This window comes from Bradyrhizobium sp. (assembly GCF_035273305.1).
Classification (GTDB): Bacteria; Pseudomonadota; Alphaproteobacteria; order Rhizobiales; family Xanthobacteraceae; genus Bradyrhizobium.
The window spans coordinates 1-21,786 of sequence record NZ_DATEPI010000324.1; the positions used below are offsets into that span (position 1 = coordinate 1).

Sequence of the window (21,786 nt, forward strand, 5' to 3'; positions counted from 1 at the left end):
ATACGCATACGAGGATCGCATTGCCGAACTAAGGGCTAAAATCGATCGCACCACGAGCCGGCAACTGCTTGATCAGGAACAGTTCGATCAAAAGCTCGAGCAGATCATGCGCCGCCAGACCACGCTCGAATCGCGGGCTAATGCGCTCGGCGCCATGTCCGACCTCTCGGTCACCGGATCGATCAGATCGCCGTCGCGGAGTCCGCTGGCAAGCGAAACCGTTTCTCCCGCTGCCCCCAAACCCTCGCCCATCAGCAACACCGTGATTTTCGTCGCCCCGCCAGATCGCGAGGCGCGGCTTGAATCGCGAGCGATTAGCGCCACCAACGCCCAACCAAGCCAATTTGCCAAGATGCAGGGCCTCGATAACGTTCTGGTGCGGCTGCAGACTTCACTCGACAAAGTCGAGAGTCGCCAGATGGCAGCGCTTAACGCCGTCGAAGACAACATGGAGTCGCGTGCACGCCGGATGCGCGGTGTCTTTTCAGATCTGGGTCTCGACTTGGCGCAACTCGAGGCGGCAACCCCTCGGGGCGGCATGGGTGGCCCCTTTGTACCTCTGAAACTTCCTCCAAGCGCGGGAGCGTTCGAACGCCAACTTTACCGGATAAATATGACCCGGGCGCAGCTCGATCGACTCAACCGGACTCTCGCCTTGGTCCCCTATCGCAAGCCCGTGATAGGCGAAGTCGAATTCACCAGCGGCTTCGGTGTCCGGAGCGATCCGTTCCTCGGCCGCCCCGCGATGCATACCGGGCTGGATTTCCGCGCGGCAACCGGCGATCCCGTCCGCGCTACCGCCAACGGCAAAGTAGTGTCTTCGGGGTGGGCGGGCGGCTACGGCCGCATGGTGGAAATTGACCACGGCAATGGGCTGTCGACGCGCTACGGCCATCTCTCGGAAATCAGCGTCAAAGTGGGCGATCCGATCAGGATCGGACAAGTGATCGGCGAAGTCGGATCAACTGGCCGATCCACCGGCCCGCATCTGCATTACGAGACCAGGATCGACGGCGAAGCGGTCGATCCGCAAAAATTTCTGCGCGCGGGCGTGCGGCTGAGCGCCGGCTAAAGCGCCGAACTTGTCTCAACGTCGGGCGTCGTTGTCCGGATGTGCGCTGTCATCTTTCGGCTAATGCCCCACCTCGCCAGTGATGACGTCACCGAACAACTGCCAAGCTTCGCCGTCAAATTTCATCAACTGCATCTGCTCGACGGGAAAGAAGTCGTTGGGCGCGGTGTTGACCTTTATGCCGGGCAGCATCATGTCGGTCGAAAAGTCCTTCAGGTTGGCGGCCTGCCTCATGATGTTTTCGCGCGTCAGCTCGTCGCCGCATTGCTTGAGCACCTGCACCATATTCTGCGCCAGCACGTAACCGTAAACGTTGTTGGAGTTGGTCTTGTCGCCATCGGGATAATATTTGTCCATAAAGGCGCGCCACGTCTTCACGCCGGCGTCATCCTTCCAGGCAGGATCAGTGGGATCCTTGAGATATGCTGTCGAGATAATGCCCTTGGCGTTTTCGAGGCCTGCCGGTTTTAACACGGAAGCCACAGACGTCGCAGTGTTCGCGAGGAAGAATTTCGGCTTCCAACCAAGTTCGCCTACTTTTCGGATTGCCTGCGCCGAACCCTTCGGCGCCGCCCATGAGAAGAAAATGTCCGCGCCCGAATCGTGCAGCGCGACGATCTGCGAGTCGATCGTGGGATCGCTGACCTCATAGGATTTCTCGGCGATGATCATGCCGACCTTGTCGCCGAGTCCGTCACGCAGGCCTTTGACCTGATCCCTGCCGGCGTCGTCGTTCTGCCAGAATACGGCGATCTTGCCGTTGGGATAATGATCCAGAATGTATTTCGCGTAGATGCGACCCTCGCTCTGGTAGTTCGGCTGCCACCCCATCGTCCACGGAAAATTCTTTGGATCGCCCCATTTTGTCGCGCCAGACGCCACAAAGAGCTGCGGGACCTTCTTGGCATTCATGTATTTCTGGATCGCAGAATTCGAAGGCGTGCCCAGGGGTTGGAAAATCAGCAATACCTCGTCGCTCTCCACGAGCTTGCGTGCCTGCTCGATCGCCTTTGGCGGGCTGTAAGCGTCGTCATAAGAGATGAACTTGATCTTGCGGCCGTTGATACCGCCTTCGGCGTTGATCTTCTCGAAGTAAGCAGCTTCCGTCTTGCCGATCACGCCGTATGAAGAGGCTGGCCCGCTATAGGGCATGATGTTGCCGATTTTGATCTCGCTATCGCTGGCGCCCGGGTCGTATTTCCCTTGTGCATTCGCTGCGGAGGTGCTGATCGCCGCAGCCGCAAATGCCATCAGCACAGCAAAATTTCGGATACGTCCCGGCATCGCTCTCTCCCTGACGCTCGTTTTGCTCAAGTGTCGCAAGTCGCGCATCGGCATGCAAGCATCAGCTTATTTCGCGCCGCGAAACAGGATTGTTGCTCGCCAGCAGCTCTCATTTACCGAACGGTTTGGAACCGAACAGAAGAATTGGCCCACAACATCCGAGGCTGCGCTATCTACGCAGCATGACACGCGCGGAAACGGGACAGCGCCCGGTTTAGGGCGTCATTTCCGGAATGGAAGGACGCACAGGCGCTCGCGTGATCAGGCAGCGCCCTTAGGCCGCGACACGATCTCGATGATCTTGCCTTCGTCCTCATTGGGCGCGTGGGCCTTGGCTCTCCCATAGGCCTCAACCGCCGCCCGTCCCATCAATGGCGCGCCCGACAGCAAGCGCTCCGCGAGCGCCACGGCATAGGCAGCATCCTTGTGCCGCAGCGTCGCGGTGAAATTCGCACCGGAGAAATCCCGCGCCACCATGCGGCGGGAATGACGGATGACCTGCGGACTGGCCGCGACGCCGGTTTCGACTGCCTCCAGCACCAGCTTCATGTCCAAGCCTGCCTGTTCGGCGATCGCGAGACCTTCCGCGATGCCCGCGATCTGAATCGCACCCATCAAATTGTTGATCAGCTTGTAAACCGTGCCGGTCCCGACCGGGCCGAAGTGCCGAATAGTAGTCGAGAGCGGGGCCAAAAATGGACGCGCTTGTTCGAGATCGGCCGGCTCGGCTCCAATTAGCAGGGTGAGCTTTCCGCTCGCCGCCGCGTCCGGCAATCCCGTCACCGGAGAATCGATATAGATGAGGCCGCGCCCGCGAAGCGCGGCTGCGAGATCAAGCGCGTGATCGTATGAAACGGTCGAGCATTCGATCGCGAACGTTCCGGCTTTGGCGGCTGACGCCGCGCCATCCTTGCCCATCCACACCGCGCGCGAGGCCTCGTCGTCGGCCACCATGGTCACGATGGCATCGGCGCCGTTGGCAGCCCCTGCGGGAGATGCAGCCCATCGTGCTCCCCGCGCGAGCAGATCTTCCGCTTTCGCCTTGCTCCGATTCCATACGGCCACGTCAAAACCCGCATCGAGATAGCGGCCGGCCATGCCATGACCCATGCGGCCGAGGCCGATGAAGGCGACGGTCGTCATGCGTCAGTCCACATCCTCGACCGCGCCAGGCGTGGTGCCGAATGCGCGCTGCGCCAACGTCGCGGCCATGAATTCGTCGAGGTCGCCATCGAGCACACCGGAGGTGTCCGAGGTCTGCACGCCGGTTCGAAGATCTTTGACCATCTGATACGGCTGCAGCACATACGAGCGGATTTGATGACCCCAGCCGATGTCAGTCTTGGCCGCCTGATCGGCGGCAGCCTGCTCCTCGCGCTTTTTCAATTCAATTTCATACAACCGCGCCCGTAACATATCCCACGCCTGCGCCCGGTTCTTGTGCTGCGAACGTCCGGCCTGGCAAACCACGGCGACTCCGGTCGGAACGTGCGTCAGCCTTACCGCTGATTCAGTCTTGTTGACGTGTTGGCCGCCGGCGCCGCCCGAGCGCATCGTATCGGTCCGCACGTCGGATTCCTTGATGTCGATTTTGATGCTGTCGTCGACCACCGGAAACACGGCGACGCTGGAGAAGGATGTGTGCCGGCGTGCGTTGGAATCGAACGGTGAAATCCGCACCAGCCGATGCACGCCGCCTTCGGTTTTGAGCCAACCATAGGCGTTGTGACCGCTGATCTGGATGGTAGCTGATTTAATGCCGGCCTCTTCGCCTTGCGTCTCTTCGAGATATTCGATCTTGAAGCCATGCTTCTCGGCCCAGCGGGTATACATCCGCAACAGCATCGCGGCCCAGTCCTGGCTCTCGGTGCCGCCCGCGCCCGCGTGAACCTCAAGATAGGAATCGAAGCGGTCCGCCTCTCCCGACAGCAGAGCTTCCAACTCGCGTCTGGCGACTTCCTTCTTTAAATTCTTGAGCGCGGTCTCGGCCTCCGCCACCACGCCCAAATCGTTCTCGGCCTCGCCGAGCTCGATCATCCCGATATTGTCCTCGAGTTCGCGTGCGACTTTGCCGATCCCACTGAGCGCATCCTCGAGGGAGGTCCGCTCTTGCATCAGCTTCTGCGCCTTCTGCGGATCGTTCCAGAGGTTGGGGTCTTCCGCGAGCTTGTTCAGCTCAGCAAGGCGGGCTGTGGATTTCTCGACGTCAAAGATGCCTCCTCAGCAGCCCGACTGACTGCTTGATCTCTTCAACCAACCGTTCGACTTCGGCGCGCATAGGCTCTCTGATCTGCGGCACATGCCGCCATTTTTTGCTTTTTCATTTTCACGCGTGAGCGAGGGATGTAGCGGCGGGCGCCGCAAAGCGCAATCGGCTAGTAAAGCCCGCCGGTGCCCGGGCGCATGATATAGCCGGCATCAGGCGGTGCCATCAGCGAACGCCCGTCGGCGTCTGCCACCCCGATCACCGAGTAATTATCCGGTGGCGCGGTACCCGGCTTGAAAGCTTCCAGGATGGTCCGGGTGTCACCCGGGCCGGCCCGCATGCCCGTCTTGGCGTCGACGCGGATCAGCTTGATGCCGGCCGGGACCTTGAACGGAATCGCCGGTTTATCGGCAAGCGCGAGCTTAAGGAAGTCGCGGGCGATCGGCGCGGCCAAATGGCCGCCAGTGGCGCCTCTGCCAAGATTGCGCGGCTTGTCATAACCCATATAGATCCCGACCACGATGTCCGGCGAGAAGCCGATGAACCACGCATCCTTCTCGTCATTGGTGGTCCCGGTCTTGCCTGCGATTGGCTTGCCGACTTCCCTGACCACCGTTGCCGTGCCGCCCTGGACCACACCTTCCATCATCGAGGTGATCTGGTAGGCGGTCATCGAATCCAGAACCTGCTCCCGCCGATCGACTAGCTGCGGCTCAGGCTGGTTCTTCCAGCCGCCCGGAGCGTCGCAGCCACGGCACTCGCGCGTGTCATGTTTGAAGATCGTATGCCCGTAGCGATCCTGGATACGATCGATCAAGGTTGGCTTCACCCGGCGACCTCCATTCGCGATCATCGAATAGGCGCTCACCATCCGCATCACCGTGGTCTCGCCGGCGCCGAGCGCATAGGAGAGATAATTTGGCAGTTCGTCGTACACGCCAAAGCGCTTGGCGTATTCGCCGATCAGCGGCATGCCGATATCCTGCGCCAGCCGGACGGTGACCGTGTTGAGCGATAGTCGCAACGCGTTACGCAGCGTCTGGGGCCCGTAATACTTTCCGGACGAATAGTTCTCGGGACGCCAAACGCCGCCGCCCTGGCCCTGATCGATCTCGATCGGCGCGTCGACGACGACGGTCGATGGGGTGTATCCGTTGTCCAGTGCAGAGGAGTAAACGATCGGCTTGAACGATGATCCCGGCTGCCGATAGGCCTGTGTCGCGCGATTGAACTGGCTTTGGTCGAACGAGAATCCACCGACCATCGCCAGCACGCGGCCAGTCCACGGGTCCATGACCACCATCGCGCCGGAAATTTCCGGCAGTTGACGCAGCCGGTACTGTCCTTCGACTGGATTGCCATCCTTGATCAGAGGATCGGCATAGATCACGTCGCCCGGCGACAACACGCGCGACACCGAACTTGGACTCTTGAACCGCGTCGGTCCGGAGGCGGCTTTGGCCCATTTCACCCCGTCGAGCGTAATAATCCCGGTTTGCCGCTCCTTGCTGACAGCGCCGCCAAGCTCCCTGCCCGGCTGAAAACCAATGCGCGCTGACTGGTCGCTGGTCTCCAGCACCACCGCCATCCGCCACGGCGATATATCCGAAAGCGATTTAACATCGGCGAGTTTTACGCCCCAATCGCCGGAGATATCGATCTGCGTAACCGCGCCCCGCCAGCCCTGTTGCTCGTCAAAATTCACCAGACCGGCCGCCATGGTCTTGCGCGCCATCACTTGAATCTTCGGATCCAACGTGGTGCGTACCGACAGACCGCCTTCATAGAGTTTCTTTTCACCGTAACGTTCGAAGATGTCGCGACGGACTTCCTCCGCGAAATACTCACCTGCGAAAATGTGCGCACCGTTTGCGCGATTGGTCACGTTCAGCGGATCCTTGCGGGCCTTCTCCGCGTCAGCCTGTTTGATCCAGCCATTTTCCAGAAGACGGTCGATCACGTAGTTGCGGCGCTCGATCGCCCGGTCATGGTTACGAACGGGATGCAGCGCGGCGGGAGCCTTGGGGAGGGCCGCCAAATAAGACGCCTCCGCTACCGTCAGTTCATTCACGGACTTATCGAAATATACCAGCGATGCCGCCGCCACTCCGTAAGCGCCAAGGCCGAGATAAATTTCATTGAGATAAAGTTCGAGGATCTTGTCCTTTGAGTACGCGCGCTCGATGCGCATCGCCAGCAGCGCTTCCTTGATCTTGCGTGTGAAGGAGACTTCGTTCGTCAGCAGAAAATTCTTTGCCACCTGTTGGGTGATGGTGGACGCGCCCTGCGGCCGGCGGTTGGAACCGTAATTCTGGGCGTAGAGCACGGCCGCGCGCGCCATACCCTGGAAGTCGATGCCGCCATGCTCGTAGAAATTCTTGTCCTCAGCCGCCAGGAACGCGTTGACGACGAGTTTTGGGACCGCCTGGATCGGCAGGTACAGGCGCCGCTCCTTGGAATATTCCCCGAGCAGCGCGCCGTCCGCCGCGTGGACGCGCGTCATGACCGGCGGCTCATAATCCTGAAGCTGAGAATAATCCGGCAGATCCTGGGAAAAATGCCAGATCAGCCCGGCCGTCGCCGCTACGCCCACAAGGAACACAACTGTTCCGGCGGCGAACAGAAAACCGAGGAACCGCACGAGCAATCGCATTATCTACTATCCGTTCCTGCCCGTGCAACGCGATGACCGGCACTCTTCCGGGGTTCTCTGCAAACACGCGACGTGGCGCGCGTCTCTAGGTTGGCTCGCAGCGAGTTTTGATCGATTCCCAAGGCCTCACGTCAATTTTTTATAAAGCTGCCGCTGTGGCCAAACTAGGGCTTCCACCGCAAGCGCCCTCCTCAAATTGGTTAGTTGGCGAGTCCAATCCTTGCCAGGCGTTTGGCCAAAAACGCGTCGATGGCCGATGCCATCGATCCCACGGTCCGGGAGCGCCAGCCTTCAGAGACCAAATGTTCGAGGTCGCCCTTGTTCGAGACGTAGCCTAATTCGACCAGCACCGACGGCACATCTGGAGCCTTCAGCACCCTAAATCCGGCAGATTTCAAAGGACGCTTGTGCATCCGAACGTTGTTCTTCATCTCGCCCAAGAGCAGCCGCGCAAAATGGTTGGAAAATGTACGGGTTTCGCGCTGCGCCAAATCAATGAGAATGTCGGCGACTTCGGTCGGCTCTTCGGTGAGGTTCACGCCTCCGATCGCATCAGCTTTGTTTTCAGCCTCGGCAAGCCGTTCAGCCTCGGCGTCGGAAGCACGGTCGGACAATGTGTAGATCGTGGCACCTTGCGCATCGCCTTCGCCGCGCGGCAACGCATCCGCATGAATCGAGACAAACAGTGCTGCCGATTGATTGCGTGCGATTTTGACACGATCGTCTAGCGGGATGAACGTGTCGTCAGTGCGGGTCATCACCACCCGGTATTTACCGCTTTTCTCAAGCCGTTCCCTTAGTGCCAGACCAAATCCAAGAACCAGATTCTTCTCGCTCTCGGTGCTCGTTTGCGTGCCATTATCGATGCCGCCATGGCCGGGATCGATGACGATAACCGGGCGGGAATCGGTCACAGCCGGAGCTTCGATCGGAGCCGTGGCTTGTGCTGAAGCGACGGCGGCCGCGGCTGTTCCGATGGCTGGCCTTAGCTCCGGCCGACTTTCCGCCCCCAACAACTGCACAAAGGACGTGCGATCCGTTTCTTCAAACTCAAGCACGAGCCGCGCCGGCTGGCCGTAGGCCGCATCGAGCACGGCGGCTTTGGTGATTTTGGCGGGTCCGGTCAGATCGAAAACCAATCGCGAGCCGCCGGGCATGACGAGCCCATATCGGAATGCCTTCACCAGGCCGCGCCCTGCAGTGCCGATGCCCGGCGGAAGCTGGAATGTGACTTGAGGAATATCCAGTACCACCCGGTACGGGTCGGCTAATGTAAATGCGCGAAAACGAACAGCCTTGTCGAGATCGAGAACAAATCGGGTCTGTTTGTTGTCTCCGGCAAGCCGAGCGTCCGACGCGATGGGGAAATTCGAGGCGTTGGCGGGGGTTACCGGTGTGTTCTCGGCCGCACTGAGCGCGGTACCGTGACATAGTAATGCTGCGGCGCACAACAGGGCCGCCATGAACAAAACACGATGAATTGCGCGGCTCGCCAACGAATCCGTCCCTCCGAGGAGCCTCTTACCGCAATAGAACCACAGGGTTAACTGATCCTTAAGGCGATTTTAGCGAATAGTGTGGACCATTGCGACCTGCCGACGCGTCTCTTGCACGCAATCCCCAATCCACGTATGTACAGAGGGCTGACGGCTAAAACTCCCGGTTGTGTCGCGTTCAGCCTCCCGGTGCAGCGTCGGAATCTTGAAGTTCAGAGATTCCAGCGCATTTCCGATCCCTCCGCAGCCAGCGCAGCGCGCGGCTGATAAGGAGCGGCGGTTTCGACCCCGAGCGGCGTCCGGTCCCAAGGTGCTATCTTATCCCAGGGCCGGCTTAAAGAGACGACAGAACCGATTATTCGGCCTTAAGGGCCCGATATGCGAATGGCCGGCGAGCGCTTTCGCGCCGCGCCGGGCCTTCAGCGATAGATAAGGCGGCGCTTTGCCGCCCACGTTTTTAGACGGGCCGACGCTTGATGCGCCAGACTGTGTTGCCGACCAAGGTCCAGCGAAGAATCGCGCCGACGCGGAGTGAAAGCTCTGCACGCCGCGGTGCTCCGCAACGATCCCGATCGGACGGGCGCCCCGGGTTGCGTTTTGGCCTTCCCCTCACCCCCGAATCAGGTGGACCGTCGCGTCACCCGGCAGCGCGACACGCGCTTACCGCTATACGCGCCCGCCGCCGTCAAGAGTTTCAAAATGCCCAACAAAATGTTGATCGATGCCACCCATCCGGAGGAGACCCGGGTCGTTGTGGTCCGCGGCAATCGCGTCGAAGAGTTTGATTTCGAGACCGCCCAACGCAAGCAACTGCGCGGCAATATCTATCTGGCCAAGGTCACTCGCGTAGAGCCATCACTGCAGGCCGCCTTCATCGAATATGGCGGCAACCGCCATGGCTTTCTGGCTTTCAGCGAAATCCATCCCGACTACTATCAGATCCCGGTTGCCGATCGCCAAGCCCTGATCGAGGCGGAGGAACGGGCCCACCGCGAGGCCGAAGAGGAGACCGAGAACCGCTCGAATCGCCGCCGGCCGCGCCATCGCAATTCGCGTCGCCGCGGCAATGGCGAGCGCATCCAGAGCGAGATCGTGGAAAACGCCAGCGGCGAGGCGCCTCAACCTGCCTACCCCGACAACCATGACCATGAACCGCTGCACACCGAACATCACGCGGAAGATCATGATCACGCGCATGAATACCCGCATGAACCCGTTCAGGTGCACGAGCAAGCGGGGGAGCCCTATCCGAGCGAAACACGGGCCGAGCCAACTGAGCCTAATCTAAATACAGCGCAGGAGTTCGGAGCCGAAGCTGGCGATCAGCACGCGCATGATGAAAGTCATGAACACGCGCCTGAGGACCTTGAGCATCACGAAAATGGAGAGCAGGCCGAACACCCGCGAGCCGAATCCGTCGCGTCGGAAGCCATTGAGCCCGCGCCTGCCGGCGATGAAGCTCTCGACGATGAAGACGAGAGCGAGGACGCCGAAGAAGAAGTCGTCGAATCCGTCGGCGGCGATGACGTGCTGGAGGAAGTGCCGGAACGGGCATTCCGTCCGCGCCGCCAATACAAGATTCAGGAAGTCATCAAGCGCCGCCAGGTGATGTTGGTGCAAGTGGTCAAGGAGGAACGCGGTAATAAAGGCGCCGCGCTGACGACGTACCTATCGCTGGCCGGTCGATACGCGGTCCTGATGCCCAACACCGCGCGTGGCGGCGGCATCAGCCGCAAGATTACTTCCGCCCAGGATCGCTCGCGACTGAAGGAAGTTGTGCAGGATCTCGACGTGCCCGAGGGCATGGGAATCATCCTGCGGACCGCGGGCGCTTCCCGCACCAAACCGGAGATCAAGCGTGACTTCGAATATCTGATCCGGATGTGGGAGACAGTCCGCGACATGACGCTCAAGTCGCAGGCGCCGACACTGGTTTACGAGGAAGGCTCCCTGATCAAGCGATCGCTGCGCGACCTCTACAACAAGGAAATCGATGAAATTCTGGTCGCCGGAGAGGCCGGTTATCAGGAAGCCCGCGATTTCATGAAAATGCTGATGCCCTCGAACGTGCGGGCGGTGAAGCAGTATCGGGACGGCCAGCCGCTGTTCTCCCGCATGGGTGTCGAGAGCCAGCTCGATGCGATGTTTTCACCGACGGTGCAGTTACGATCCGGCGGGTACATCGTCATCAATCAAACCGAGGCGCTGGTCTCGATTGACGTCAATTCTGGTCGATCGACGCGCGAACATCACATCGAAGACACCGCGCTGAAGACCAATCTCGAGGCGGCCGAGGAAGTCGCAAGGCAGCTTCGGTTGCGCGACCTCGCCGGCCTCATCGTGATCGACTTCATCGACATGGACGAGAAGCGCAACAACCGGGCGGTTGAACGCAAACTGAGCGATTGCCTGCGGCAGGACCGCGCGCGAATCCAGGTCGGACGCATTTCGCATTTCGGCCTGCTCGAAATGTCCCGCCAGCGAATTCGGGCCAGCGTTCTGGAGAGTTCGACCGAGCCCTGCCCGCAGTGCGGCGGCAGCGGCCATGTCCGATCGGTATCTTCGGTGGCGCTGCAATTGCTGCGCGGGCTCGAGGAGCTGTTGATGAAAGGCGCGACCCACAATCTCGTGGTGCGCACCCGGACCGACGTTGCGCTTTATGTCCTCAACCACAAGCGCGCCCACCTGCGCGATCTCGAAAACAGCTTCAAGGTGACGTTGGCCGTGATCGCGGACCCGACCGTAAGCGGGCAGCAGTCGTTCATTATCGACCGTGGCGAACAGGTGCACACGCTTGAAGCCGCGAAGGCACTGTTGGCGGCCCAGTTGGCTGCGTTACCTGCGCAGGTCGAAGAAGCGGACGAAGAAGAGCCCTTCGACATCGAGGTCGAATCCGAAGTCGAGACTGAGGAGACCGAAGGACTGGCCGAGGAGGCCGCGACAGGCGACGAGAGCGGCGAAGGCGATGGCGGTCCCAGGCGCAAGCGGCGCCGGCGCCGCCGCGGCCGCTCCGGTGAGCCACGCGAAGGCGGACCTCCGCGCGATGAGGCTGAGCCCGTACGTGTTGCCTTTGAAAGCGCTGCCATTCCCGGCGTCATCGCCGAAGAAGGCGAGGCGGAAGACGAGGATTCGGAGGAGCAGCCGGACGCGGTCCGCAGCGACCAGCCGCCAGGCGGCGAGCGACGACCCCGCCGACGCGGACGTCGCGGCGGACGCCGCCGGCGCGGCGCGCTGGAGGATGGTCTTCCCGGATCGATCGCTGACGACCTTGGGCCCGCATCGGCTCCCGAAGTGTCCGGCGCGGTTGCCGATTTCGATGAGAATCCGTCTCGGCGCTCGGTTCCGATCTCCGAGCCGCAATCGGCCGTACCAACCCCCGAGCAACAACCGGCCGATCGCGATTACCAACAGCCGGAGCGCCCTAGCGAACCCGAGTCCGCTCACGAGGCCGAAAGAGCTCGGCGGCGTTCCACCGTGCGTGAGAAGGTGAGCTTCCTAGGTGACAACCAATCTGCGACAGCCCCGGCACCGTCCACCAGCCAGCCATCGGAGCCATCGCCGCCCCCTGCACCGGCCGAGCGATCGCTTTCAGAAACGGCCAGCGAGGCTCAGCCTCGCCGCGCCGGATGGTGGTCGCGGCGCTTCGGCAGCGGCGAATGACACCTGTTGAGAAAAGAAGGATCGCCGGGGAAAACCGGGCGGTTTGTTTTAGCCGGTTGTGATCGCCGTCTCGACATCGGACGGATCGATCTGGGTGTTGAGTTTCTCTTGCAGCTTGGCGTAATCGAGTTCGCCCTCCCACCAGGACACAAATACGGTGGCAATGCCGTTCCCGGTTATGTTGGTGAGCGCGCGAACCTCGCTCATGAACTTGTCCACCGAGAACACGATCGCCATGCCCGGCACCAGGACCGGATTGACGACCGTCAAGGTTGCCGCCAGCGTGATGAAGCCCGCGCCCGTCACCCCGCTTGCGCCTTTCGAGGTCAGCATCGCGACGACCAGGATGGTCAGCTGCTGGCTAAACGTAAGATCGACTCCCAGCGCCTGCGCAATGAATAGGGTCGCAAGCGTCATGTAGATGTTGGTGCCGTCGAGGTTAAATGAGTAGCCGGTGGGGACCACCAGGCCCACTACCGGTTTGGAGCAGCCGAGCCGTTCGAGCTTTTCCATTAACTGCGGCAGCGCGCTCTCCGAAGAACTGGTGCCGAGCACGATCAGCAGTTCGTCTTTGATATACGCGATGAATTTGAAGATGCTGAAGCCGACGAACCGCGCAATCAGCCCGAGCACCACGACTACGAACAGCGCCGCGGTCAGATAGAATACCGCGATCAGGCCGACCAGATTGCCAAGAGCGGCCGGGCCATATTTGCCGATGGTATAGGCCATCGCGCCGAAGGCGCCGAGCGGCGCCGCCTTCATGACGATTGCGATCACGCCGAACACGCCATGGGCGGTGTCGTCGATAATGTCACGCAGGCGGTGGCCGCGTTCGCCCAACGCCATCAACGCGAACCCGAACAGAATCGCAAATAGCAGCACCTGGAGGATGTCGCCCCTAGCCAGGGCGCCAACCACGCTGTCAGGAATAATATTGAGGACGAAATCGACCGATTTCTGCGCTTCCGCCTGCTTGACGTAGGTTGCGACCGCAGCGGCATCGGGTTTCGCGCCAAGGCCCTGACCGACATGTACCAGATTGCCCACGATCAATCCGAGGATCAGCGCAAAGGACGAGACGATCTCGAAGTAAATCAGCGCCTTGACGCCGACGCGTCCGACCTTCCGAGCGTCCTGGATGTGCGCTATGCCGGAGACGACCGTGCAAAAGATAATCGGGGCGATCACCATTTTGATCAGCTTGATGAAGCCGTCGCCAAGCGCCTTGATCCAGTCGTTGGTGGCCAGATTGGGCCAGAGCCAACCGATCACGATCCCCAATACGATCGCGATCAGCACCTGAACATAAAGGATTTTATACCAGGGCTTCGGCGCGCGAACCCGCGCCGCTGTTTCAGCCGCCATCACGTAACTCCCTAATGAGAACCCGCGGATGTCGTCCGTCTCTTGGCGCAGGACGGTCGTCTCAACCCGCAAGCAAGATCGATTGGCTCGCCAGAGTCAATGAGCAGCTTGATGCCTCGGCAATTTTATCCGCGCCGATCGAACATTTGCCTGATTGCCGGCAACCGACCGCCCAGCCTATCCGAGCCACCGCGCGATGCGTGCGACGGCCTCCTGCATCTCCTCTAGCGAACGCGCGTATGAGAAGCGGATGAACTGGTGACCGTGAACCGGATCAAAGTCGATGCCCGGGGTTGCCGCGACGTGCGCCTCTTCCAACATTTGCTTGGCAAACTCGAAACTGTTGGAGGTGAACGCCGAGACGTCGGCATACAGGTAAAACGCGCCGTCGGCCGGCAGGAACTTGTCCAGCCCGGCTCGCGGCAGACCTTCGATCAGCAGGCGGCGGTTTTCCTGATACCCATGCTTAATCGCTTCCATTTCGGGCCGGCCCTCGAACGCAGCCTCGGCGCCAATCTGCGATAGCGTCGGCACCGAAATCGCGAGATTCTGTTGCAGCCGCTCGATCGGCCGGACCAACGGCTCCGGCACGACCATCCATCCAACTCGCCAGCCGGTCATGCAAAAGTATTTCGAGAACGAGTTGATCACCATCGCGTTCGGAGAGAGCTCAACCGCGGTCACCGCGGGAAAAGCATAATCAAGCCCGTGATAGATTTCGTCGGAAATGAACCGAATGCCCGCGCCTTCCGCGACGGCAATCAAACTGGTGAGCGCCTCCCTTGACATCATCGTGCCCGTCGGATTGGCCGGGCTTCCGACCAGCACTCCCTTGAGCGCTTTCTTGCGATGGACAGCCAGCAATGCCTCACCCGTCAGCGCATGACGGTTTTCGCTCGATGTTTCGATCAGGACCGGCTCGCAGCCGAGCGCGGTGAGAATGTGCCGATACGGTGGATACCCCGGCACCGTGACGGCCACCCGATCGCCGGGCTCGAACATCGCCAGAAACGCCAGAATGAACGCGCCTGATGATCCCGTCGTAATCACGATTTGCTCGGCATTTACAGTGCAGCCGTAGCTGTCGCGATAATGCCTGGCGATGCGCTCGCGAAGCGAGGGAATGCCGAGTGCCGAAGTGTAGTCGATCCGGCCGTCGAACAGAGCGCGCTGCGCCGCCGCGATCGCCGCTTTCGGGGCCGTCGCGGAGGGTTGCCCCACTTCCATGTGAATGACGTGATCGCCCGCGGCTTCGATCCGCGCCGCGGCCGCCATGACGTCCATCACCATGAATGGTGGAACGTTACTTCGGCCCGATGCCATCACCAGGCTTCTGGCGCGCTCTCTAAGTGTCGCATCCAACATTGATATCTGCTATTCGCCCGCTGCCCCAGACAAGCCGTATTCGCTGGTTTGTTAGGGCATAGCTCGGATCCGATCTGCCGCCAATCGCCAAAGGTCCCTATTGTTCTACCCTGCGCTCCGAAAAAAAGCCGCGAAACTGACCGCTCTCGCGACGGCGGCATCGCTTGTCATGACGCCAGTTTGCCCGGCGCTGGCTCAGGAGAAGGGCCCGGCGGTAATCCGGGATACCGAGGCCGAGCAACTGCTGCGCGAATATACGCGGCCGATCCTTGCGGCCGCCGGTCTGGCGAAGCAAAACATTCAGGTCGTCATCATCAAGGACAGTACGTTTAACGCTTTTGTCGCCGACGGCCGCAGGATTTTCGTAAACTACGGCGCGATCATGCAGTCCGAAACTCCGAACCAGATCATCGGAGTGCTGGCGCATGAGACCGGGCATTTGGCAGGCGGTCATCTCGCCAAGATGCGCGAGCAAATGTCGCGTGCGCAGACCCAGATGATCATCGCGATGTTACTCGGCGCCGGCGCGATGGTGGCGGGGGCGAGAAGTGGCAACAGCAATAACGGACTGGCCGATGCGGGAGCGGCGGCGGTCGCGGGCCCTCAGGAGATGATCCGCCGCACCCTGATCTCCTATGTGCGCCAGCAGGAGGAAAACGCCGACCGTGCAGGCGTGAAGTTTTTGACGGCGAGCGGCCAATCACCCAAGGGCATGTACGAGACGTTCAAGCGCTTCACAAACGACAGCCTGTTCGCCGCGCATGGAGCCGACCCGTATCTGCAGTCCCATCCAATGCCGGCCGAGCGCGTTGCCGCCCTTGAGGAGTTGGCGCGTTCAAGTCCGTATTGGGACAAGAAGGACGACGCAGCGCTGCAACTTCGCCACGACATGGTGCGGGCCAAGATCTCGGCCTTTATGGAGCGCCCGGACACTGTCTATCGGCGCTACCCTATGTCGAATGAAACTCTGCCGGCGCGCTATGCGCACGCCATCGCGACCTATCTCCACGGCGATCTGCGCTCCGCGCTCGCCCAGATCGATGGGCTGATCCAGCTCCAGCCCAACAACCCTTATTTTTATGAATTGCGTGGCCAGGCACTGTTGGAGGGCGGCAAGCCGGCCGAGGCGATCGCCCCCTTGCGCAAGGCGGTTCAGCTCTCAAACCGCTCCCCGCTCATCGAGATGTTACTTGGGCAGGCACTCGTTGGAACCGATAATAAGGCCTACACGGAAGAAGCGATTTCGATTCTGCGTGCAGCGGTAGCGCGCGAGAGCGAGGCGCCGCTTGGCTACACACAACTCGCGATGGCTTATGGCCGCAAGGGAGACTATGCAGAAGCCGATCTCGCCTCGGCGCAAGCTGCCTTTCTACGAGGCGACAACAAGACCGCGCGCGAACTCGCCTCACGCGCGAAGACGCGTTTCGCCATCGGCACGCCCGGCTGGGTCAAGGCCGACGATATCGTTGCCGCTAAGCCATTGCCCGGTCAGAAAGTCAATTAGAGATCAATTGAGCCGATATCGTTCTAACGTAGCCGGCTTGCAGCCATGAGGATTTTTCCGATGCGTTCATTACGCCTGCTCGTTCCCGCAACGCTGTCACTCGCCTTATGCAGCATGGCACCGACCGTTTCAGCTCAGAGCATCTCCGATAGTCAGCGCGGCGAGATCGAGTCCATTGTCAGGAAATACCTGATCGCTCATCCCGAAGTGCTGGAAGAGGCAATGGGCGAACTCAGCAAGCGCCAGGCTGCCGCCGAAGCCGAAAAACATGCCGCGAGCGTGGACAGCAACGCGGCGACTATTTTTAACTCACCGCGCGGCGTGGTGCTCGGCAACAAGAACGGTGACGTAAATTTCGTCGAATTCTTCGATTACAACTGCGGCTACTGCAAGCGTGCGATGGCCGACATGCTGGATTTGATGAAGAGCGATCCCAAGCTCAAAGTCGTGCTGAAGGAATTTCCCGTTCTGAGCCAGGGTTCGGTCGAAGCCGCGCAGGTCGCGGTCGCGGTGCGCATGCAGGATCCGAGCGGCAAGAAATATCTCGAGTTTCACCAGAAGCTGCTCGGCGGCCGTGGTCCCGCGGATAAAGCGCACGCGATGGCGGCAGCCAAGGAGTCCGGGCTTGATATGGGGCGGATCGAGAAGGATCTGGCCAGTCCGGAAGTGCGCGCAACGATCGAAGAAAATTTCAAACTCGCCGAGGCGATGGGGATGAACGGCACGCCGAGTTACGTGATCGGCAAGCAAGTGGTGATCGGCGCTGTCGGCCTCGATAACCTCAGAGAAAAGATCGGCATCGCCCGCTGCGGCAAGGCAACTTGCTGAGCGCTACACGCTGAAATCATAAATCGGAATCTTGAAATGTCGGCTGTCAGCCGGCCTTTCGTTGCGCAGTTCCGTGGCGGCGTTGTTCATCCTGCATTCAAAAAACAAAGCGATTGGAACCGGGGTTCGCGCGGAACTGGAGGCATCGCCTTTCGTTGTTCGCGCGGGCAATGCTAACACGTGAGGAGACATTCAATGACTAATCGCTTTATGCTGTCGGTAGCGGCCGCCGCGCTGATCGCCGGAGCCGGGTTCGCTAACGCACAGGGAACCGGGGGCCATCAGGGAGCTTCGGGTTCCACTGCTCAACAAAGCGCGCCTTCCTCGGGAGCCGGCGGTTCGGCGACACAGGGCCGTGATGAATCTTCGTCAGGTATGAAGTCCAGCCAATCCGAGCAGAAATCGGGAACGGCTGGTAAGAACGAGCGCGCCGATGAAACGCGTGGCCAGAAGTCGAACACCATGAGTTCGGATAATGACCATGCCAAGGGCGGCAAGGACATGAAGGCCGAAGGCCGTCAGGATAAGAACATGAAGGCCGAAGGCCGTCAGGATAAGAACATGAAGGCGGAAGGCCGCGAAGATCGTGATCACAACAAGAGCGCTGCGGGTCGAGAGGATCGCGACCGCAACAAGAACGCCGAAAGCCGCGAGGGCCGTGACCGCGATCGTAATATGAACGCGGAAAGCCGTGAGGGTCGCGACCGCGACCGCAACATGAGCGCGGAAGGTCGAGAAGGCCGCAACGGCAGCGTTGAGTCAAGGTCTCAAACGACCACCGGACAGGCCGGCGCCGGCGCGAAGCTTTCGACCGAGCAGCGAACCAAGATCACAAGCGTGATCAGGGAACAGCATGTGAAGCCGGTTGAGAACGTCAACTTCTCAATCTCTGTTGGAACTCGTGTTCCACGGAGCGTAAGCTTCCATACGCTTCCGTCAGAGATCGTGACGATCTATCCGGAATGGCGTGGCTATGAGTACTTCCTGGTTCGCGATCAGATCGTAGTGGTTGATCCGCGAACGCTGGAGATCGTGGCTGTACTGGAAGCCTAAGCGCTCAGCCAGGAAGCAACGCATGCGGGGCGGGCAGATTGCCCGCCCCTCTTTTTGCGCGCTGTCCTGATTTCACCGTCATGTCGCAGAATAGAAAATGGCCGCTGGAAAGGTCCAGCGGCCCGCCGGGCTCAAAAATTATTCGGAAGTAAAATGCCGCGCAGCCCCGGTGCCATTACCTTACCCGCACCTTGTCGGATGCTGGGAGTGCTAAATACCTGTTCCCTGACGGAACAAGGCCGGCTGTGGCCAGGCCGACACAACTGCGCTCCCGAGCGGCCGACAATCAGACGGCTCCCAAATATTTCAGAACATGCCGTAATTGACCTCCAAACCGGAGAAGGCCAGGCATAAAGAGACCAACAGTCCAGCTCCACAGAACAGGGCAATCGCCTCAAAATTCTCAACGTCGAATGAGATCGCCGGTATCGCATTCAAAAGAGCTTTTGCAATTGCTGTCATCGCCGCACCCTCGGGTTATTGGACAGCGGCATTGATACAGGCAGTTCGTATCGTCGCGATTTCGCCGCGCAGTGGAAATGGCTTTGATCGCGTTTCAAACGTGTTTCGTGAGTCTGCTGAAAAGGCGAGACCGGCACACGACCCCAATCATGAGGGCTTTCTGCACCAACAGGAGAGCCACGCTTGCTCCAACAATCGCTTGAGTAACAGAAGGCCCGCCACGAGGAGGCGCCTGATTTAAAGCCAGTACAGTTAATTCGAGTGGTTTCCGCAAGTTCTGCGTGGCTTTTTACGAGTTGAATGAGGCGTTTGAGGGCTGGCCAACAGGCGTGAAAGGCTTCCCCTTGGGGCTGTTGTTACCTATAACCCGGCACCTGCTGCCACATAGCGGAGCCTGGATGGCCAAAAGTGTTGCCGAGACGATCTACGTCCTTAACGGCCCGAACCTCAACCTGCTGGGGACCCGCGAGCCCGACACCTATGGCCATGCGACGCTTGCCGACGTTGAGAGGCTTTGCGCCGTCACGGCAGCGCCGTTCGGCCTCGAAGCCGATTGCCGCCAGTCCAACCGCGAAGGCGAGCTGATCGATTTCATCCACGAAGCCCATGCCAAAAAGGCCGTCGGCATCATCATCAACGCGGGGGCTTACTCCCACACTTCCATCGCGCTGCATGACGCTCTCATGGCGGTGAAAATTCCAACCGTCGAAGTGCACATCAGCAATATCCATGCGCGCGAAAACTTCCGCGATCATTCCTTCACTGCTCGCGCTGCCTTTGCGACGCTGAGCGGCTTCGGCATCGATGGCTACCGGCTCGCCATCAATGGCCTTGCCACCAAGATCGGCATGAAGGCGAAGGCCTGAAGGCCGCCTATTCACCCCATTTTAGAAAGCCGCGGACGAGATCATGGCGCGCCAGCCAGACGAGAAGACAGCAAAACCAAAAACCGATGACAACGCGCTCATTCGCGAACTCGCACTGCTGCTCGACGAGACTAATCTGACGGAAATCGAAATCGAGCGCGCAGGATTGCGGGTACGCGTTGCGCGCAGCGTCGGGATGGCCGTGACGATGCCGGCGGGCTATCAATCCGTTGCTTCCGCGACCATCCCCGCGGTGCCCCCGCTCGAGATCACAGAGATCGCGAAACATCCGGGCGTGGTTCCCTCACCCATGGTGGGCACCGCCTATTGGGCTTCCGAGCCCGGCGCCAAGCCGTTCATCGAGGTTGGCAGCAAAGTGTCAATTGGACAAACGCTGCTGATCATCGAAGCGATGAAGACGATGAACCAGATTCCATCGCCGCGCGCGGGCACCGTGACGCAAATTCTCGTCGAGGATGGGCAGCCGGTCGAGTTCGGTGAGCCGCTGGTGATTATTGAATAACATTCGTCAAAGTCAGGCGCTGCGATGTTCGACAAGATCCTGATAGCCAATCGCGGCGAGATCGCGCTCCGAATTTTGCGCGCATGCAAGGAACTCGGCATTGCTACCGTTGCAGTGCATTCCACGGCTGACGCCGACGCAATGCATGTGCGGCTCGCTGATGAGAGCGTCTGCGTCGGACCGCCGCCGTCAAAGGACAGCTATCTGAACGTGCCCGCGTTGCTCGCGGCTTGCGAGATCACCGGCGTTGACGCGGTGCATCCCGGCTACGGATTTCTTTCGGAAAATGCCCGCTTCGCCGAAATCCTCGCCGAGCACAATTTGCATTTCATTGGCCCAAAAGCCGAACACATCCGCCTGATGGGCGACAAGATCGAGGCCAAGAAAACAGCGAAGAAACTCGGCATCCCCGTGGTGCCTGGCTCGGACGGAGCCGTCGGAGCCACTGACGATGCGATGGCGATCGGAAAGGCAATAGGTTTTCCGGTGCTGGTCAAGGCCGCCGCCGGCGGCGGCGGACGCGGGATGAAGGTGGCGCAATCCGCTGACGATCTGATGCTCGCGCTTTCGACCGCCGCCAACGAGGCAAAATCGGCGTTTGGCGATGCCTCGGTCTATCTCGAGAAGTACCTGGAAAAGCCACGTCACATTGAAATTCAGGTGCTCGGCGACGGCCGTGGCGGCGCGATCCACCTAAGCGAGCGCGATTGCTCACTGCAGCGGCGGCACCAGAAGGTCTGGGAGGAAGGCCCCTCGCCTGTGCTGGATGCTGCGGCTCGCAAAGGCATAGGCGCGACCGTTGCCAAGGCGATGCAGACGATGAAATATCTCGGCGTCGGCACGGTGGAATTCCTCTACGAAGATGGCGAGTTCTATTTCATCGAGATGAACACGCGAATTCAGGTAGAGCATCCCGTCACCGAGATGATCACCGATATCGATCTTGTGCTTGAACAGATCCGGATTGCTGCCGGTGGCGACCTGCCGATGACACAAGATGAGGTCATGATCAACGGCCACGCGATCGAATGCCGCGTCAATGCCGAAAATCCAGTCACATTCAGGCCATCGCCCGGCAAGATCCAGCAATACCATCCGCCGGGCGGCCTGGGCGTCAGGATCGATTCCGCCGTGTACCAGGGCTACGTCATTCCGCCCTACTATGACTCGCTGGTGGGCAAGCTGATCGTCCACGGCAAGACCCGGGGGGAGTGCTTGATGCGGCTGCGCCGGGCGTTGGACGAAATGGTTGTCGAGGGAATCGAGACCACGTTGCCGCTGTTCCGGGCGTTGGTGCGTGAACCGGCGATTATCGATGGCGATTACCATATCCACTGGCTTGAGCAGTATCTGAACGGCCAGCCGGGGGTTTGAGTCCACCCAAAGTCGTCGCGCGGGAACCAATCTTCAAATCAGACGTTATGCGCACCTAGTTTCGTTCGGGGC

Annotated in this window: 16 protein-coding genes; 8 read left to right on the forward strand and 8 right to left on the reverse strand. The window is 60.2% G+C overall.

What is annotated here, in order from left to right; translation table 11 throughout:
- On the forward strand, positions 1-1,072 hold a 1,072-nt coding region (locus tag VJV58_RS21210; RefSeq protein ID WP_324139326.1), incomplete at its 5' end, for a M23 family metallopeptidase.
- Positions 1,073-1,132: 60 nt separating this feature from the next.
- On the opposite strand, the gene VJV58_RS21215 is transcribed toward VJV58_RS21210, so the two are convergent.
- The 5 genes from VJV58_RS21215 to VJV58_RS21235 form a co-directional block, all read right to left on the reverse strand.
- On the reverse strand, positions 1,133-2,356 hold the full coding sequence (locus VJV58_RS21215) for an ABC transporter substrate-binding protein (protein ID WP_324139327.1): 1,224 nt from the start codon (positions 2,354-2,356) through the stop codon (positions 1,133-1,135).
- 261 nt (positions 2,357-2,617) lie between these two features.
- Positions 2,618-3,499, reverse strand: coding sequence for an NAD(P)-dependent oxidoreductase (locus VJV58_RS21220; RefSeq protein ID WP_324139328.1), 882 nt, complete (start codon positions 3,497-3,499; stop codon positions 2,618-2,620).
- Positions 3,500-3,502: 3 nt separating this feature from the next.
- Positions 3,503-4,634, reverse strand: a protein-coding gene (gene prfB / locus VJV58_RS21225) for a peptide chain release factor 2 (RefSeq protein ID WP_324139329.1) whose coding sequence is annotated in 2 segments (ribosomal slippage) — positions 3,503-4,564 and positions 4,566-4,634 — 1,131 coding nt in all. Because the reading frame shifts where the segments join, the coding sequence is not laid out codon by codon here.
- A gap of 97 nt (positions 4,635-4,731) precedes the next feature.
- Positions 4,732-7,215: a penicillin-binding protein 1A gene (locus tag VJV58_RS21230; RefSeq protein ID WP_324139330.1), complete on the reverse strand. Its 2,484-nt coding sequence runs from the start codon at positions 7,213-7,215 to the stop codon at positions 4,732-4,734.
- Between the two features lie 200 nt (positions 7,216-7,415).
- A complete protein-coding gene (locus tag VJV58_RS21235; RefSeq protein ID WP_324139331.1) occupies positions 7,416-8,711 on the reverse strand; it encodes an N-acetylmuramoyl-L-alanine amidase in 1,296 nt (431 codons plus the stop codon).
- A gap of 699 nt (positions 8,712-9,410) precedes the next feature.
- Here VJV58_RS21235 and VJV58_RS21240 point away from each other — a divergent pair.
- Positions 9,411-12,371: an Rne/Rng family ribonuclease gene (locus tag VJV58_RS21240; protein WP_324139332.1), complete on the forward strand. Its 2,961-nt coding sequence runs from the start codon at positions 9,411-9,413 to the stop codon at positions 12,369-12,371.
- 48 nt (positions 12,372-12,419) lie between these two features.
- Here the strand turns inward: VJV58_RS21240 and VJV58_RS21245 are convergent, their stop codons facing one another.
- Both VJV58_RS21245 and VJV58_RS21250 read right to left on the reverse strand, forming a co-directional pair.
- Entirely contained in the window at positions 12,420-13,739 is a 1,320-nt protein-coding gene (locus VJV58_RS21245; RefSeq protein ID WP_324139333.1) for a dicarboxylate/amino acid:cation symporter, read from the reverse strand.
- Positions 13,740-13,916: 177 nt separating this feature from the next.
- Positions 13,917-15,104, reverse strand: coding sequence for a pyridoxal phosphate-dependent aminotransferase (locus tag VJV58_RS21250; RefSeq protein ID WP_324139334.1), 1,188 nt, complete (start codon positions 15,102-15,104; stop codon positions 13,917-13,919).
- A 169-nt stretch (positions 15,105-15,273) separates the two neighbouring features.
- Here VJV58_RS21250 and VJV58_RS21255 point away from each other — a divergent pair, with 169 nt between their 5' ends.
- From VJV58_RS21255 to VJV58_RS21265, 3 genes are all read left to right on the forward strand, one after another.
- Positions 15,274-16,608 (forward strand): M48 family metalloprotease, encoded by a 1,335-nt coding sequence (locus VJV58_RS21255; protein ID WP_324139335.1) that lies wholly within the window; start codon positions 15,274-15,276, stop codon positions 16,606-16,608.
- 60 nt (positions 16,609-16,668) lie between these two features.
- Positions 16,669-17,436 carry a DsbA family protein gene (locus VJV58_RS21260; RefSeq protein WP_324139336.1) on the forward strand — a complete coding sequence of 256 codons (768 nt, stop codon included), beginning with the start codon at positions 16,669-16,671 and terminating at the stop codon, positions 17,434-17,436.
- A gap of 195 nt (positions 17,437-17,631) precedes the next feature.
- Entirely contained in the window at positions 17,632-18,489 is an 858-nt protein-coding gene (locus VJV58_RS21265; RefSeq protein ID WP_324139337.1) for a DUF1236 domain-containing protein, read from the forward strand.
- A 306-nt stretch (positions 18,490-18,795) separates the two neighbouring features.
- Here the strand turns inward: VJV58_RS21265 and VJV58_RS21270 are convergent, their stop codons facing one another.
- Positions 18,796-18,951 (reverse strand): hypothetical protein, encoded by a 156-nt coding sequence (locus VJV58_RS21270; RefSeq protein WP_324139338.1) that lies wholly within the window; start codon positions 18,949-18,951, stop codon positions 18,796-18,798.
- 398 nt (positions 18,952-19,349) lie between these two features.
- Here VJV58_RS21270 and aroQ point away from each other — a divergent pair, with 398 nt between their 5' ends.
- The 3 genes from aroQ to accC are packed head-to-tail and all read left to right on the forward strand — an operon-like array spanning position 19,350 to position 21,714.
- Positions 19,350-19,817, forward strand: coding sequence for a type II 3-dehydroquinate dehydratase (aroQ, locus tag VJV58_RS21275; RefSeq protein ID WP_324139339.1), 468 nt, complete (start codon positions 19,350-19,352; stop codon positions 19,815-19,817).
- Between the two features lie 43 nt (positions 19,818-19,860).
- Positions 19,861-20,340, forward strand: a complete 480-nt coding sequence (accB, locus tag VJV58_RS21280) for an acetyl-CoA carboxylase biotin carboxyl carrier protein (RefSeq protein WP_324139340.1) — start codon at positions 19,861-19,863, stop codon at positions 20,338-20,340.
- A gap of 24 nt (positions 20,341-20,364) precedes the next feature.
- Positions 20,365-21,714, forward strand: coding sequence for an acetyl-CoA carboxylase biotin carboxylase subunit (accC, locus tag VJV58_RS21285; protein ID WP_324139341.1), 1,350 nt, complete (start codon positions 20,365-20,367; stop codon positions 21,712-21,714).
- Positions 21,715-21,786: the final 72 nt, after the last annotated feature.